10 protein-coding genes and 4 pseudogenes are annotated in these 16,821 nt (G+C 46.4%); 10 read left to right on the plus strand and 4 right to left on the minus strand.

What is annotated here, in order from left to right; translation table 11 throughout:
- The first annotated feature begins 92 nt into the window (after nt 1-92).
- Nucleotides 93-1,178 carry a DNA polymerase IV gene (gene dinB, locus KT99_RS10955; protein WP_040571885.1) on the plus strand — a complete coding sequence of 362 codons (1,086 nt, stop codon included), beginning with the start codon at nt 93-95 and terminating at the stop codon, nt 1,176-1,178.
- 127 nt (nt 1,179-1,305) lie between these two features.
- On the opposite strand, the gene KT99_RS10960 is transcribed toward dinB, so the two are convergent.
- Nucleotides 1,306-2,766 carry an aminoacyl-histidine dipeptidase gene (locus tag KT99_RS10960; protein WP_005499966.1) on the minus strand — a complete coding sequence of 487 codons (1,461 nt, stop codon included), beginning with the start codon at nt 2,764-2,766 and terminating at the stop codon, nt 1,306-1,308.
- Between the two features lie 300 nt (nt 2,767-3,066).
- On the opposite strand from KT99_RS10960, the gene KT99_RS10965 reads away from it, so the two are divergent.
- From KT99_RS10965 to KT99_RS10985, 7 genes and pseudogenes are all read left to right on the plus strand, one after another.
- On the plus strand, nt 3,067-4,602 hold the full coding sequence (locus KT99_RS10965) for a M17 family metallopeptidase (RefSeq protein ID WP_005499967.1): 1,536 nt from the start codon (nt 3,067-3,069) through the stop codon (nt 4,600-4,602).
- Nucleotides 4,592-4,819 (plus strand): annotated as a pseudogene (locus KT99_RS23390) (leucyl aminopeptidase family protein); the annotation flags it as partial. The gene KT99_RS10965 and the pseudogene KT99_RS23390, both read left to right, overlap by 11 nt.
- 7 nt (nt 4,820-4,826) lie before the next feature.
- Nucleotides 4,827-5,036: pseudogene (locus KT99_RS22850) on the plus strand (leucyl aminopeptidase family protein); the annotation flags it as partial.
- A 1,891-nt stretch (nt 5,037-6,927) separates the two neighbouring features.
- Complete coding sequence (locus KT99_RS10970; protein WP_005499969.1) at nt 6,928-8,217, plus strand: NCS2 family permease; 1,290 nt, start codon at nt 6,928-6,930, stop codon at nt 8,215-8,217.
- A 197-nt stretch (nt 8,218-8,414) separates the two neighbouring features.
- Nucleotides 8,415-9,533 carry a glutamate 5-kinase gene (gene proB / locus KT99_RS10975; protein WP_005499971.1) on the plus strand — a complete coding sequence of 373 codons (1,119 nt, stop codon included), beginning with the start codon at nt 8,415-8,417 and terminating at the stop codon, nt 9,531-9,533.
- An 83-nt stretch (nt 9,534-9,616) separates the two neighbouring features.
- The gene (locus tag KT99_RS10980; RefSeq protein ID WP_040571886.1) at nt 9,617-10,867 is read left to right on the plus strand and encodes a glutamate-5-semialdehyde dehydrogenase; all 1,251 of its coding nucleotides are present in this window, start codon (nt 9,617-9,619) and stop codon (nt 10,865-10,867) included.
- A gap of 193 nt (nt 10,868-11,060) precedes the next feature.
- Nucleotides 11,061-11,237, plus strand: a pseudogene (locus KT99_RS10985) (GNAT family N-acetyltransferase); the annotation flags it as partial.
- Nucleotides 11,238-11,297: 60 nt separating this feature from the next.
- On the opposite strand, the gene KT99_RS10990 reads toward KT99_RS10985, so the two are convergent.
- The gene (locus KT99_RS10990; protein ID WP_040571879.1) at nt 11,298-11,621 is read right to left on the minus strand and encodes a hypothetical protein; all 324 of its coding nucleotides are present in this window, start codon (nt 11,619-11,621) and stop codon (nt 11,298-11,300) included.
- A 681-nt stretch (nt 11,622-12,302) separates the two neighbouring features.
- Nucleotides 12,303-13,162, minus strand: a pseudogene (locus KT99_RS10995) (IS1595 family transposase).
- 58 nt (nt 13,163-13,220) lie between these two features.
- Between KT99_RS10995 and KT99_RS11000 the strand changes: the two are divergent.
- Nucleotides 13,221-13,424, plus strand: a complete 204-nt coding sequence (locus KT99_RS11000) for a hypothetical protein (RefSeq protein ID WP_040571880.1) — start codon at nt 13,221-13,223, stop codon at nt 13,422-13,424.
- A gap of 130 nt (nt 13,425-13,554) precedes the next feature.
- Here KT99_RS11000 and KT99_RS11005 read toward each other — a convergent pair whose 3' ends face one another.
- Nucleotides 13,555-14,472, minus strand: a complete 918-nt coding sequence (locus KT99_RS11005; protein ID WP_040571881.1) for a DMT family transporter — start codon at nt 14,470-14,472, stop codon at nt 13,555-13,557.
- 390 nt (nt 14,473-14,862) lie between these two features.
- On the opposite strand from KT99_RS11005, the gene dnaK reads away from it, so the two are divergent.
- Nucleotides 14,863-16,785 carry a molecular chaperone DnaK gene (gene dnaK, locus KT99_RS11010; protein WP_005499982.1) on the plus strand — a complete coding sequence of 641 codons (1,923 nt, stop codon included), beginning with the start codon at nt 14,863-14,865 and terminating at the stop codon, nt 16,783-16,785.
- Nucleotides 16,786-16,821: the final 36 nt, after the last annotated feature.

Below are 16,821 nucleotides of genomic sequence, written 5' to 3' on the forward strand. Positions count from 1 at the left end.
TCCTTTGGTCTCATTTTTGTTGGATACTGTTTTTATATACAGTATAGTGATGTGAGAGGGTTTCTTGTCTAGAGAGTGTTTTGAAAACGGCTTTGAAGAAAATTATTCATATCGATATGGACTGCTATTTTGCCGCGGTCGAGATGCGCGACTTTCCTGAGTTAAGGGGCAAGCCCATAGCCGTGGGGGGGCGCAGTGATCGCCGTGGAGTTATCAGCACCTGTAACTATGAGGCGCGGGTCTTCGGTGTCCGTTCGGCCATGGCCTCAGGCTATGCGCTAAAACTCTGTCCCGATCTGGTATTGGTGCCTGGCCGCATGTCAGTCTACAAAGAGGTCTCGATGCAGATCCGTGAAGTTTTTGCCCACTATACCGACCTGATTGAGCCCCTCTCTCTGGATGAGGCTTATCTGGATGTCACCGATTGCACTCAATGTCAGGGTTCGGCGACCTTAATAGCAGCAGCCATCAGGCAGGAGATCTTCGAGGTCACAGGCCTTACGGCTTCTGCAGGGATTGCGCCGGTTAAATTTCTTGCCAAGGTCGCCTCAGATCTGAATAAACCCAACGGACAATATGTGATTACCCCGGATATGATCTCCCCTTTCGTGAAAAGCTTACCCCTGACTAAGATCCCTGGTGTGGGCAAGGTGACGGGCAAGAAGCTTGAGGATATCGGCCTTAAAACCTGCGGCGATCTGCAGGATTATCCTAAATTGGCCCTGATCGAGCGTTTCGGGAAATTTGGGACTGTCTTGATTGAACGGGCTCAGGGGATAGATGAACGTAGCATCTATCCACACAGGGAGCGTAAATCTGTGGGGGTCGAGACGACGCTGGCGAAGGATATCTATACTCTGGATCAGTGTCATGGGGTGATGCCTCAGCTTATTCAGGAGTTGGCGGCGCGCATGACACGTAGCGCCAAAGATCGCAGCATCAATAAGCAAGTGGTTAAGCTTAAATTTAGTGATTTTAAACAGACCACCATAGAGCATAGAGCCGATGAAATGTCGGTGAAGCTATTCTACGGTCTGCTCGCACAAGCGTTGGATCGTCAGCAGGGGAGAGGCATTCGTTTATTAGGTGTGTCGGTCGGCTTAGCGAGTCAGTCGGCGGTTAACACCAGAGCGGCAGACAATGAAGTGAGAGAGTTGCAGATGGACTTAGGATTTTAAAAGAACGTTTTTTAAAAGAAGGATTATAAAAGAAGTAGTTAGGTGCTAGTGTCAAGGGTTTTAAGACGTAACTAGGTGCTAGATTCGAACTCCTTAGATACTAGCACCTAGGAACTCGACATCTTGTTTAATCTTTCTCTGGAATGCGTTGCAGAACCGCTAACAGCAGCTTGTAGTACAGGCCTACAGTCTCTATGAGTACCTTCTCATCAGGACTATGTGGGTAGCGGATAGTCGGACCAATCGATACCATGTCCATCTCAGGATAAGGCTTCTTAAACAGACCACACTCAAGACCCGCATGGATCACCATGATCACCGGCTTCTTGTTGTAGATGTCGTCATAGGTTTCACGCACCAGGGCCATCACAGGTGAGCTGTTATCTGGCTTCCATCCTGGGTAAGCACCGCCGAATGCTATCTTGACGCCGGCTAAGTTTGTCAGTGAGGTTAATACGCTCTCAATTTCTTCACGACCTGAATCTATCAGTGAGCGAATTAAGCAGAGAATTTCAACGCTCTGTGTTGCTGTGCTGATGACGCTGACATTTAATGAAGTCTCAGTCACACCTTCAACCTCATCACTCATGCGGATCACGCCATTTGGACACGCATTGAGTAGGTTAATCAGCATATTCTGAGTATCTTCACTCATGACTTGTTTGGCCGCAGACGCTTCGGCTAGTTCGAGTACCATATCGGGATCGGCAATGGCTAGCTCTGCCCTTATAAGCGTCTGAAACTTTTCAATTTCAGTCTCGAGTTGAGCGATATCTTCAGCGGGTAGCATAAAGCTGACACTGGCTTCACGGGGGATAGCGTTACGCAGAGAACCACCGGTGAAGTTAGTTAATTTCAGTGCCAAGTCATCGGTATAATTAAACAGGAAACGGGCCAGCAGCTTGTTGGCATTACCACGTCCAAGATGTATGTTCACACCCGAATGACCGCCTTTTAAACCCGATAGGGTCAAGGTGTATGTCGAGTCGCTCGACTCTGGGGCTTGCCACACCATAGGCACACTGATCTGGGCGTCGACACCTCCGGCACAACCCATGTAGATCTCGCCTTCTTGCTCAGAATCTGTGTTAATTAGGATCTCGGCATCCAGATAACCGGCTTCCAGGCCAAAAGCACCCGTCATACCAGCCTCTTCATCTATGGTTAACAGCACTTCCAATGGTCCGTGGGGAATATCATCCGAGCCTAAAACAGCTAATGCCGACGCCATGCCAATGCCATTGTCAGAACCCAGAGTCGTACCCTGAGCCTTAACCCAATCACCATCCACGTAGGGAATAATAGGATCTGTCTCAAAGTCATGGATCTTATCTGAATTCTTCTGTGGCACCATGTCGATATGGGCCTGCAGGACCACTGTCTTACGGTTTTCCATGCCCGGAGTGGCAGGTTTCTTGATGATGAGGTTACCGACTTTATCTTCAACAACTGCAAGTTGCTTGTCTCTAGCCCAAGCTTGAATATGCTCGCTGAGCGCTTGTTCATGCTTAGAAGGATGCGGGATCGCACAGATCTGATCGAACCACTGCCAGAGTGCTTGAGGTTGTAGTTGGCTTATTGCTGTCACGGATAATTCCTCTTTAGAATACGACTTGGAGGCTAAATTTAACCGCATTCTATCACAGCTAAACGCCAAGGTTATCAGGCCAGGATGTTGCTTATGTAAAGGTTGATATACAAAGTTTCCAGCAATATTTTATAAGCACTTGGCATCGGCTTAACTTCGGTTATTATTACTAGCCAATAAATGCATTATAAAGTGCGTAAAATTATAAAATATGTGTTCTGTAATGACTCATTTAAAACAAGGTTTTATCTGTGACTTATAGAATCTAATGATACGATCTCACAAGCAGAAGGATGGTTCATGGCTCAGGTTAATTTTGTTGATGTACTCGATGATGATGCGATCTTCGAAGGCAGTGGTTGGGATGCTCTGGTTGTCATAGCCACAGATATCAGTAAATCTGGTTTTGACGAGGTGACATTGCTGGCGGAGCACGGCGCTAAGGTCGACCAACGCGTAGGACAATCTCCGACGCTATTGTTTGCCCCAGGACTCGCTGGTGGCCGTTTGATCATCTCACCGGTGAAGAACAGTCAGGATGATTTTGAAGATGTGCGTATCTTTGCCGATGCGGCGAGAGCGGGCATTAAGCTAGCCAAAGATGCCGGTGCTATTCGTCCTTTATTGGTTGTTGCTGGTGACAGTGATGAGCGCTATCAATTTTCTACCCAAGTTGCCGCCTTATCCTGTGGTCAGGAGTTGTGGCAAACTCTGGAGAGACGTGAAGTCAGTGGTGATACACCAGCATTCGAGGCCATAGGCCTGTTTAATTCGACCCAAGCTAGCCAGAGCCTGAATGCCATAGAGGCGGGAAGAAACTTGGCCAGAGATTTATGTGGCACAGAGCCGGAGCGTATGTCTGCAGCAGCCTTTGCCGATTACTGTGTTGCTGCCTATCAAGATTCAGGCCTCAAGGTTGATGTTGTGGAAGATAGAGATGTATTAGAGCGTGATTATCCTTTGCTCAGCGCTGTAGGTCGCTCCTCATTTGCGGTTGCCAGACATCAACCCCGTGTGGTTAAACTCGAGTATGTTGGCAGCGGTGAGATAGAACATACTTACTTCTATGCGGGTAAAGGCGTTATCTATGATACTGGCGGCGCCGATATCAAGGTTGCCGGTGGTATGGCAGGCATGAGCCGGGACAAGGGTGGCGCGGCGGCAGTCGCTGGCCTGATGAAGACATTATCTATGCTTAAGCCAAAGGGCATTCGTGTGGTTGCCGAACTTGGCTTGGTGCGTAATAGCATAGGCTGCGAAGCCTTCGTTACCGATGAGATCATCACAAGTCATGCCGGCATTCGAGTCAGAATTGGCAATACCGATGCGGAAGGACGTCTGATACTGGCAGATCTGCTGTCACATCTGAGGATCAAAGCAGAAAAATCTGTTAAGCCAGAGTTGTTTTCGGTGGCGACATTAACCGGCCATGTGGTGCGCTGCTTCGGCGGATATACTGCCACCGTAGAAAATGCGGTGGCCAAGCAGGCGGGCGTGGCTGCCAGTATGGCCAACTTAGGTCTGGCCTGGGGCGAGCCTATCGAGCAGTCTGTGCTGCGGCGTGAAGATTTTGCCAAGATCGTCGACCCATCGGGCGCGGCGGATATACTCTCATCCAATAATGGACCGTCATCGGTAACGGAACGTGGTCATCAGTATCCGGCAGCGTTTCTGTTAGAGGCATCGGGTCTGAGTGCTCATGGCCTTAACTCTAATAAGCCAATGGCCTTCACCCACGTGGACATAGCAGGCAGTGCTACAGAAGGTCATCCGCTCTATGGTAGTCCGACGGCCACGCCGCTGGTGGGTCTATATAAGTATATGACTCAGGAATAATGGGTATCTATTATCGGTAACGGAACGTGGTCATCAGTATCCGGCAGCGTTTCTGTTAGAGGCATCGGGTCTGAGTGCTCATGGCCTTAACTCTAATAAGCCAATGGCCTTCACCCACGTGGACATAGCAGGCAGTGCTACAGAAGGTCATCCGCTCTATGGTAGTCCGACGGCCACGCCGCTGGTGGGTCTATATAAGTATATGACTCAGGAATAATGGGTATCTATTATCGGTAACGGAACGTGGTCATCAGTATCCGGCAGCGTTTCTGTTAGAGGCATCGGGTCTGAGTGCTCATGGCCTTAACTCTAATAAGCCAATGGCCTTCACCCACGTGGACATAGCAGGCAGTGCTACAGAAGGTCATCCGCTCTATGGTAGTCCGACGGCCACGCCGCTGGTGGGTCTATATAAGTATATGACTCAGGAATAATGGGTATCTATTATCGGTAACGGAACGTGGTCATCAGTATCCGGCAGCGTTTCTGTTAGAGGCATCGGGTCTGAGTGCTCATGGCCTTAACTCTAATAAGCCAATGGCCTTACCCACGTGGATATCGCGGGCAGTGCAATCTAAGGCCAGGCGCTTTACGCTAGCTCGACGGCCACACCACTGGCCGGCCTTTTTCAATACATGACTTAGGAATATGTGATGGTTTACGGCTACCCGTACCCATAAACCTACTTATTAATATTTAACGTCGAGTGGCTTATTCTTGTCATCAGTTTTCATTATGTAGCAAAAAATAGGCTTATAGATTTAAAATTCTTCATCTCGTTGTAAAATTACACGCTTTATCGTCGTTTTAGCCTGATCATTAAGTTTTATTAATCTAGATCAAATAACTATTGTAATAAAACTACATTTGTCTATAATAACTCCATTGATTAGGCAAACAGTCTCTTTCAATAAAGTCTATCCAGGAAGGATAATTCTCCAAGGAATCGAGCGACAAGTTGACTTTAACGTGTTTCCTTTGCTTTAAAAGCCTTACCCGCTGGCAACAGGCATGAATGGTTAGAGTAATTTAATTACAACTTTGTTAGGAGTGTTGACTATGCCTTATACTGGAATGCAGTACGTTTATTGGCAAAATACTTGGTTCTGTACCGAGGCTTTGCGTGGCGGCTTGTACCCGATGAGCTTCAAGGGCTAACCCTCCTTGTTGTATCAGTTTTAAGGGCTGACTACCCTGTTATCTACTTCAATATTTTGAATATTGATTGATAACCATCTAGTTACCATCCATCAACCTTAATCCCTTTTGGGATCTTTAGACTCAAGATGTTTGTTGTTAAGCCATTCAATTTAACGTTGAATGTCTGAATGATAAGCCAGTGTAACTGTTAGCGCGGAAACTCTTTCCTTTCGGAACGCTTGAAATTAGTCGTTGCCTGCTCATTGAGCAGGCTTTTTTTCGATATTTTTTAGTGAGCTTCTTTCATACTCAATTTCATACCTGTTCCTGTGACTCACTACTGGTTAATTTTCTGCTGGTTTACTTTTTGTCTCTATTTATAGTCACTATGTTCTTTAATTACGTAAATAGACTGTTTTTTGCTTTATTTAGGCTGAATTGAAATAAATCTTGTAATTTAATTACACATTAGGTATAGTCTCTCTCGTTGGTTAGGCAATGATGCCTTCCACCTCTAAGTCTATCCAGGATGGATAATTCTCCAAGGAATCGAGCGACGAGTTGACTCTGAGGTATCGCGTTTAGATTAACGCCATACCAAGTTTGACTAGAGTATGTATTACAACTTTGTTTAGGAGTATTGATTATGTCTTATACCGGAATGCAACACACTTATTGGCACAGCACTTGGTTTTGTACCGAGGCTTTACGTGGCGGCTTATACCCGATGACTTTTAAGGACTAACCTTCCTTAGACGCTGATCTATAGAGAACAAAAGGGCTGACTGTCCCTGCTATCATCTAAGTTAACCCCTTGTGATAGCAAGCTAGTTACCATCTATCAACCCTTATCCATTTTGGGATGTTATGACTCGAGTTGTATATTGATGATCGTTTTTGAGCGAGTCTATATACCAGTGTAACTGTTAGCGCGGAAACTCTTTCCATTTGGAACACTTGAATTAGTCTTTGCCTGCTCATTGAGCAGGCTTTTTTTTGCCTTTTATTCTACAGTTTGAACAGTTTATGGCGCAAGGTGGCGAATTCAATCCAGTCAACTTCAGCTTGAAGACTTATTGTCTTTCAGTGTTTGCCTTATCAGTGTTTGTCATTTAGCTGGATTTCACTGACTATAAGCCTATTAGGATCACATGTTCCAACACTCATATTCAGGGATTGAGCGTCATGTTAGAAAAACTATTTAAACTCAAAGAGAACCATACATCGTTAAAACAGGAGGCGATGGCGGGGTTAACCACGTTTCTGACCATGGCCTATATTATCTTCGTTAACCCTATGATGCTTGCCGATGCAGGCATGGATCATGGCGCCGTGTTTGTGGCTACATGCCTGGCCGCGGCTATTGGTTGTTTAATCATGGGAATCGTGGCTAATTATCCCATCGCCTTGGCTCCGGGCATGGGTCTCAATGCTTTTTTCACTTATACCGTGGTTGGCGAGATGGGTTACACCTGGGAGACGGCGCTTGGGGCGGTATTCTTATCGGGTATTTGTTTTCTGATCCTCTCTTTGGTGAGAATAAGAGAGTGGATAGTCAACAGTATTCCTATGTCCTTGAGGCTTGGCATCGCCGCGGGTATCGGCTTATTCCTCGCTCTGATTGGTTTGAAAAGCGCCGGGATAGTGGTGGCGAGTCCTACGACTCTAGTGACTATGGGAGATATCACCGCGTTTCCTGCTGTTATGGCGGCATTGGGGTTTTTCTTGATCATCGCCATGGTACAACGGGGAATGAAATCGGCTGTGGTGGTGAGTATTCTGTCTATTACCTTACTTGGATTACTGTTTGGCGACGTGCAATATTCTGGGGTGCTTGCTATGCCTCCCTCCATTATGCCGACTTTCATGAAGATGGATCTTGCCAGTGTGCTTGATATCAGCATGTTATCGGTGGTATTCGCCTTCTTGTTTGTCGACCTGTTTGATACCTCTGGCACCTTAGTCGCCGTGGCCCAGCGAGGCGGATTCCTGGATGATAGGGGACGTCTGCCCAAGCTTAAACGTGCATTAACAGCCGATAGTACGGCCACCATAGCCGGGGCCATGTTAGGAACTTCGACAACGACCAGCTATATGGAGTCAACTGCGGGTGTCAGTGCTGGTGGCCGTACGGGCTTAACCGCTGTGGTGGTTGGTTTTCTTTTCTTACTCTCGCTATTTATCTCACCACTGGCTAGCATGGTGCCAGCCTACGCTACGGCTGGTACTCTGTTTTATGTGGCGATTCTGATGATGTCAGGCCTGATGCATGTGGAGTGGGAAGACTTGACCGAAGCCGCCCCTGTGGTCGTGGTCTGTATCTTGATGCCACTGACCTTTTCGATTGCGACTGGGATAGCCATGGGGTTTATTTCCTACGCGGTGATCAAGTTGATGAGTGGTCGTTATAAAGATCTCAGTGTCGGCGTAGTGGTGTTGGCCGCACTCTTTATCGCAAAATTTATCTATGGCTAATAGGGCGTCAAAGTTGAAATCAAAGTGAATATTGCATATTGGTGATTAAAATTAATTTGAGGTCATACAATGCATGGCCTTTTTTTATGAGTTTTATTCACAATTAAATGCTTTTAATGCTTCTTTTGCCCAGCTGACTACCATTTTCCCTCAGGATTGAGTATAAAGGTAAGTTCGGCTCTTTTTTTATAATGACAATGAATTTAAGTGAGATTGGTTACCGCCGCGTAGTAGTAAAATTGGGAACGAGTGTACTGACATCCGGCAGCAAGCAGCTAGATAAGGCGCACATGGTTGAGTTAGCGAGGCAGATGGCGGCGCTGATGAAAGCGGGCGTCGAAGTCGTCTTGTGTACTTCAGGGGCGATCGCGGCAGGGCGAGAACACTTAGGTTACCCCGAACTCCCCGATACGCTAGCCAATAAACAACTATTAGCGGCTGTGGGGCAGAGTCAGCTTATTCTAGCCTGGTCACAACTGTTCAGCATCTATGGCTTGCACGTGGGCCAGATGCTGCTCACTCGCGCCGATCTTCATGATCGGGAGCGCTACCTCAACGCCAGAGATACACTTAATGCACTGCTCGCTCATGGCATTATCCCCATCATCAATGAGAATGATGCGGTGGCGACCAATGAGATTAAGGTGGGGGATAACGATAACCTCTCGGCTAGAGCGGCGCTGCTTTGTGATGCAGACCTACTTATCTTGTTAACGGATCAGCAGGGCTTATTCGATGCCGACCCCCGCTCAAATCCCAATGCCAAACTTATCAAGCAGGTAGTCAATATCGATGATAGCCTGCGCATGTTAGCCGGTGGCGCCGTGTCTGGTCTGGGAACCGGTGGCATGGCGACAAAACTGCAAGCGGCGGATATTGCCCGTCGGGCAGGTGTCGAAGTGGTTATTGCCTCGGGTCATCATCCAAAGGTGATACAAAAAGCTGTCTGTAAGGAGTCTGTAGGCACTCATTTTACCGCGTTGGAAAATCCGTTGGAGAGCCGTAAGCAGTGGATCTTAGCGGGTCAGGCGACTCAAGGTAAACTGGTGCTCGACCAAGGTGCTGTATTGGCGGTGACGCAGAATGGTCGAAGCTTACTCTCTAAAGGCATAATTGCAGTGCAGGGAGAGTTCGAACGCGGGGCGACTCTGCAGCTTATTGACAGTGACGGTAAAGAATATGCCAGAGGCATGAGCCGTTATAGCGCCAAAGACCTTATTAAGATCGCGGGGGAGCATTCAGATAATATCGAATCTCTGCTCGGCTATGATTATGGCGATGCCATCGTGCATCGTAACGATATGGTCGTTCTTTAAAACGATAATTAATGGATCTTAGCTAGCGGGTCCATCGAAACAATTTAGGATGAAGAGACGTGATAGAGAATAACCTAGTAGATATGCAGGCACTCGGTCAGCAAGCCAAACAGGCAAGTTATGCACTTGCGGGCCTAAATGGTCTGCAAAAAAAGGCTTTGCTCGAAGCCATTGCCGCTAAGTTGAATGAACACAGTGAGGTTATTGTCGCTGCTAACGCCAAAGATGTGGCCGCCGCGAAAGAGAACGGCCTCGATGATGCTATAGTCGATCGTCTGCTACTGGATGAGCCCCGTCTCAAAGCCGTGATTGCCGATATCGATAAGGTGATCAATCTGAGCGATCCCGTGGGTACCGAGCTCGAGAGCCAGCTGCTGGACAATGGTCTGCGTCTATCCCGTCGTCGAGTCCCGCTTGGGGTCATAGGTGTGATCTACGAAGCGCGTCCCAATGTGACCGTCGATATCGCCGTCTTAGCGCTTAAGACGGGCAATGCCGTGATTCTTCGTGGCGGCAAGGAAACCTTGCGGTCGAATCTGGCCCTGAGCGAAGCTATCTGCGAGGCTGTGGTCGAGCAAGGACTCCCCGCCGATGCGGTGCAGCTGATTAAAAGTTCGGATCGTCGTCTGGTATCTGCGCTGCTTAAACTGGATAAATATGTCGATATGATAGTGCCTCGAGGTGGTCCAAATTTGCAGCGTTTATGCGCCGAACAGGCGACGATCCCGGTGATTTTGGGCGGCGTCGGCATCTGCCATCTATACGCCGATAAAGATGCCGATATTGACAAATCTATCCAAGTCATCGCCAATGCTAAGGCGCAGCGTCCTACCGTGTGTAATGCTCTGGATACGGCATTAATCCATCGAGATATCGCTGCTGAGATGTTACCTCAGCTGTACCAGGTACTTGCGGCCTTAGGTGTGAGTTTTTATGGCTGCGATAAGGCCATCACTATTGCAGAAAAGCAAGGACTGACAATCGAGAAGGCCACCGATGAAACGTATGCTCAAGAGTGGTTATCCCTGACCTTAGGCATCAAGGTTGTCGATGATATGGATGGGGCTATAAGTCATATAAGAACTTATTCCAGTGGGCACTCGGAAGGGATATTAACCGATAACATTCACGCCTCGGCAGCGTTTATCAATCAGGTGGACTCGGCAGTAGTTTACGTTAATGCCAGTACCCGCTTCACCGATGGTGGCCAGTTCGGCCTGGGCGCCGAGGTGGCGGTGAGCACCCAGAAACTCCACGCTCGTGGTCCCATGGGACTGGAAGCCTTGACCACCTACAAGTGGATCGGAGTCGGGGAATATACCTCTCGGAGTTGATGGCTTGGAATGAAGCTGGGGCATCCAAGCCCCCCGAAAGCTAGTCTCACATCCACACTGGATTTTTCACAAGATGATTATCTCTAAGAATCAGAGTCTATATGCTGGAATGCTATACATTGTTTCAGCAAGTTAATAAGGTTCTGTTTGTGGTTTATGTCGGCTGGAGGCCGTGTAGTGAAAATTGAAGTGATTAATGGAACTCGCAGAAGTTGAGGCAAAGAAACGGGGCTGCCTTGTTGCCCAGCTCGATACATTGTCTTATCAAGCCCCTGTTTTCTATCAAAAGCTTGGCTTTGAGATTGTGGGAACTGTACCTGCGTTTCCTGGAAGCCCTGAACGGTATTTTCTGCTAGAAAATTATCAGTGAATGGGGAAAAGAGGGTTAATCTTACCCCCATTTGTTCAGGAGTCGGTATTAAAAAATCGGTTATGTATGTTTGTCCGCTGCAAGTTTTTTAATTAGCTCGGCTATCGATGCCATAGATTCCTGTACTGGTCTGGCGGGCGAGATCTTGGTCTTTTTGAATATTCCCGGACAGGCGATACGCCACATATTGACTACGTTCGATACATCTTCCACATTAGAGGCCTCGACTAAGGTCATGCCCCAGAGATCTGGCGTGCTGTCGAATCTGATCACGTCGACATTTTTAGGTGGAAATAGCTCGGCGGCAGCAAGTTTTTCAGCTGCCTGTAGTCGAGACATCGCATCAATCTCTTCATTCAATTCCCAGTATATAAGAAATAACATTTTAGACTCTCCATTGGGGGCTGCACCAATCAAGATAGGCGCAACATAGGATCCATAATTATAGTTGCTGATGGCGATATTTGATTAAATCTAAAACTAGATCTTAATACCAGGCTCATTAAATATCTGCTCAGTTTAGAGCGACTCAGGATTTTTAATTTAAGCCGCATTGATGTAGAAATGGCTATTCACTTTTAAGTCAGTGCAACATCGAAATAGAATGTGGTGAAAAAGTTGGATGGATTGCGCTTAAAATTATTAACCATGAGGCTAATGACTCAGAGAATACCGCCGTTTATTTGTTGAACAGTGCTTTATGGTCAATAAGTCGACATTGCCAGCGTTATTGACTGAATTTCACACCTTGACTGGCGTGATCCGGGTCACGCTTTTGTAACTTGTGCCGATTTGTGATTTCTTGATGAAGTATGTGGAGGTAAACTCCGCTCACGTTAAAACTATGTCAATAATCATGAAGAAATATGTTCCTTTAGCTTGTGTTATATTTTGCAGTCTTGTCTCCTCCTATAGTTTTTCCGCTACTTCTGAAAACTATATTTACTCTTTGAGCTCGCCCCAGACGATCGGCAGCCTATCAGAGCTAAATCAGACTGAAATAGCCCCTGCTGGCGTGCACCTCAACATTAGTTCTACAAAAACATTAATGCTTATGTACCTCACTCAGTACGAATGTACAGGCGCATGAATTATTGCCAGATTTAACCGCCTATTAGGGATTTCTTTTTCCATTTTTCTTCGGTTAAACCGATAACAGAACTCACTAAGGTATTCTTGAAGGTATTTTCCCGAAACTCCATGAAATGTGCCGAGTAAAAAGGCTTTTAAGTTACCTATTGCAATATGAACCCAAGGCAACCATTCATCGACCAACTCACTCGGTGTAACCCTAGCTTCATGCTGTTGAGTGTTATCTATGATATTCAAAGCGGCTAGTCCGTCAGTATGAACTTCTTGCTGTGCATTTAAGTGCCTAGCAACAAAATCGTTAACGGCTTCATGACAAACACTGTCGACGGCCTGCATAGCGATAAATCCCGCGCGTTTCACTTTGCTTTCAACAGCAATTAACACAGGCGTTTACCTTTTCTCTTTCCCCCAACGAAGGCATCATCAATTTCAATGAGACCTGAAAGCCTATATAGACTGTCTCTATGACCCATTGCCGTTCTCAACTTGCTCAATATTAAGCGTGCCGTTCGCCAATTAACCTCAATGAGTTTACTGAGCCTCAATGCTGAAATGCTGCCTTTATCTGAGCCGAGAAAGTAGATGGCCCAAAACCACTTCGCTAAGGGAATACGGCTACCATGGAATACAGTATCTGCGGTGACAGATGTTTGTTTATGACACTGACTACATTCATAGACATCACGAGTAGTGAGCTGATAACTATGCTCACAACTGCACCTAGGACAAATAAAACCAGTAGGCCATCTGATGTGCTTTAGGTGGTTTAAACAATCAATTTCAGAACCAAACTGGCGTTGCCATTCAAAAAAACTAGCTTCAGGCGTTTTCATCGTCAATCTCACTTCTAGTCGTGATTTATACAATAAGAATAGACTGAAACTGACTCATATGCAGAGGCATGTAGACTTAAGTGTTGGCCATGCAGAAATCAGGCATGAAATTTTATATCGCTCAGTGTCATTAGAGTCTGGCGTTGGGGAGGTCTCGGTTGACTTTCCGGGACAGCAAGTAGAGGTTCGCAGACACTTTGTAAGGCAAACTTATCACAATGAAGAGCAAACAGGTTTTGGTCAACTGAATGTCAATGTGTGAGTGGGTCAGGTTGATGTATACCACAAATTTTAGTCAAAAGTGTTTTTTGATTAACAGAGAGCTAAATAGCGTTAATTAACCACACAAAGCTCATCTTTCAGTGGGCTTCATCCTCTCTGGAACTTAAGTTTTAGGCTGATTTCCTGCTGTCTTTTCTTTTCAGCTTATTCAAATGAGGCAGCAGTTGTTGCAATGCCAGTGCCGTTAAGATCAAGGCTAGACCTATATAGGTAGAACTGGCTATCTGTTCTTGTAAAATCCAGGCAATAAAGCCGATAGACATGACGGGGGACATGAAGACTAAGGTGCTGATGCTTGCCGTTCTTTGTGCTTTTTTAAGTGCCACTAACCAGAGTGCGAAGGTGACTCCCATCTCGAACAAGCCGACATAGATACCCGCAGCGAACGCTTGTGAGTTCCAACTGGGCAGTTCCTGAGTCCATAATAGTGTGACTAAAATGAACGGGAAACCCACAAGGAAGCTGAGTAGTAGACTCACGACCGGATCTCCCTTGTTCTTGGTGTTGACTATCCAATACAGAGACCAAAGTACTGTGCTGGTCAGTGCGAGGATGACACCAGTGCCACTCTCGAAGGAAAAATTGGTGAGATTTCCTTGGGTAGCGATAACGAAGACCCCAAAATAGGCGACGATGGCCGCAGTCATGTCACTTTTTGTTAGTTTTTGGGAAAGAAGTGGTACCGACAATAGCGGCATCAAGATGGCCCAAGTGTAGTTAAGGGATAGCGCCTGTTGAGCCGGTAGCAGGTCATAGGCTTTGAAAAGCACCAGATAATAAAGGAAGGGATTGAGTAAACCTGTCTGTAGGTAAAATAGCGGCTTGGCTTTAAATTGCGCTCTTATTAGGTGTATCTTTCCTTGGAACAGCAGAATAATGCCCAGGGCAAAGATAGAGGTGATGGTAGCGACAAACACTAACTGAAGTGGGCTGAAATGGGCGAGTGCCAACTTGAAAGCGGTGGCGACCGTTGACCAAAGGCAGATGGCACCAATGCCATACAGATAGGCCTGATTTGATTGTTTCAATGATTTCACTCTTAACTACAGCAGAGACAACGACACGATTCCCCGGCTGTTTACTTAAGCCAAAGAGAACGCACTCTTGGATTGCATGCATTATACTGTATTTTTTGTGCTGAGTTTGAGTCGAAGATCAAAAAAATGCCCAAGTGGGCAGTTTTTATCTATTTACACTTGTAATCAATGTAAACGGCCCAATATAGAGGTTAAGGCAAGATTATGGGGTCGGTTAGCGCCAAAGTAAAACCTAATATAGCAAGCCATTCGCTGAGATAAAATTATTAAGAACTATTTCTTACTAACTTAATTTCAGGCTTGAAATCGTTTTTACTAACCCCATATCTCCATCAGATAACAAATTTAGCATTCCTTAAGAAAAGATTTCAGGAGCACCCCATGGGTAGAATTATTGGTATCGATTTAGGCACAACAAACTCTTGCGTAGCTGTATTAGACGGCGGCACACCACGTGTATTAGAAAATGCCGAAGGCGAACGTACTACGCCTTCTATTATCGCCTATACTGGCGATGAGATTTTGGTTGGTCAACCTGCAAAGCGCCAGGCTGTGACAAACCCGACTAATACTTTTTACGCCATTAAGCGTCTTATCGGTCGTCGTTTTAAAGATGACGAAGTTCAGCGTGATGTTGACATCATGCCGTTCAATATCATAGCAGCAGATAATGGTGATGCATGGGTTGAAGCTCACGGTAAGAAGATGGCTCCTCCTCAGGTTTCGGCCGAAACCTTGAAGAAAATGAAGAAGACTGCCGAAGATTTCTTAGGTGAAGAAGTCACCGAAGCTGTGATTACCGTTCCTGCATACTTCAACGATTCACAACGTCAAGCGACTAAAGATGCTGGCCGTATCGCCGGTCTTGAAGTTAAGCGTATCATCAACGAACCTACTGCTGCAGCACTGGCTTACGGTATCGATAAGAAGCAAGGCGATAACATAGTTGCCGTATACGACTTAGGTGGCGGTACCTTCGATATCTCTATCATAGAAATAGACAGTGTCGATGGTGAGCAAACCTTCGAAGTACTCGCGACTAATGGTGACACTCACTTAGGTGGTGAAGATTTCGATAACCGTTTGATTAAGTATCTTGCCGATGAGTTCAAGAAGGAGCAAGGTCTAAATCTACGTAACGATCCATTGGCGATGCAGCGTCTTAAAGAAGCAGCAGAGAAAGCAAAAATCGAACTTTCCAGCACCACACAGACTGAAGTTAACCTGCCTTACATCACTGCCGATGCATCAGGTCCTAAGCACTTAGTGGTTAAGATCACGCGTGCCAAGCTTGAGTCTCTGGTTGAAGACCTGATCACTCGTACTCTTGAGCCATTAAAAATTGCTTTAGCCGATGCAGACCTTTCAGTGTCAGATATCAATGAAGTGATTCTTGTTGGTGGCCAGACTCGTATGCCTAAGGTTCGCGCCGAGGTTTCTGAGTTCTTCGGTAAAGAACTTCGTCAAGACGTTAACCCGGACGAAGCGGTTGCTATCGGTGCAGCAGTTCAGGCTGGTGTACTTTCTGGTGAAGTGAAAGATGTACTGCTACTCGACGTTACACCTCTGTCTCTGGGTATTGAGACCATGGGTAGCATGATGACTAAACTTATCGAGAAAAACACCACTATTCCGACTAAGGCACAGCAAACCTTCTCTACTGCCGATGATAACCAGAGTGCAGTGACTATTCACGTACTTCAGGGTGAGCGTAAGCAATCGAGCGGTAACAAGTCTCTGGGTCAATTTAACCTGGAAGGAATTGGTGCAGCGCCACGTGGTCAGCCACAGATTGAAGTTACCTTCGATATCGATGCCGATGGTATATTGCATGTTTCTGCGGCCGATAAGAAAACGGGCAAAGAGCAGAAAATCACCATTAAAGCTTCTTCTGGTCTGAGTGAGGAAGAAGTAGAAGCTATGGTACGTGATGCCGAAGCTCATGCCGATGAAGATGCTAAGTTCGAAGAGTTAGTAACGGCTCGTAACCAGGCCGATGGCATGGTTCATACCACTAAGAAGCAGATAGAAGAAGCGGGTGAAGCACTGCAAAGTGACGATAAAGAGAAGATCGAAGCTGCTATTGCTGCTGTCGACACCGCGGTTCAAGGTAAAGACAAGGAAGCAATTGACAAAGCAATTCAAGAACTGATGGAAGCATCGTCTAAGTTGATGGAAATTGCCCAGGCTAAGGCCCAAGCGGAGCAGGGACAACAAGCACCAGAAGGCGAAGCACAAGCGGCTAAGCCTGACGAAGATGTTGTTGATGCAGAGTTTGAAGAAGTTAAAGAAGACAAGAAGTAATAAAGGCTAACCCCGAGTTATTGAATACGGGCGTTA

Origin of the sequence: Shewanella benthica KT99 (assembly GCF_000172075.1) — a bacterium.
Lineage (GTDB): Bacteria > Pseudomonadota > Gammaproteobacteria > Enterobacterales > Shewanellaceae > Shewanella > Shewanella benthica_A.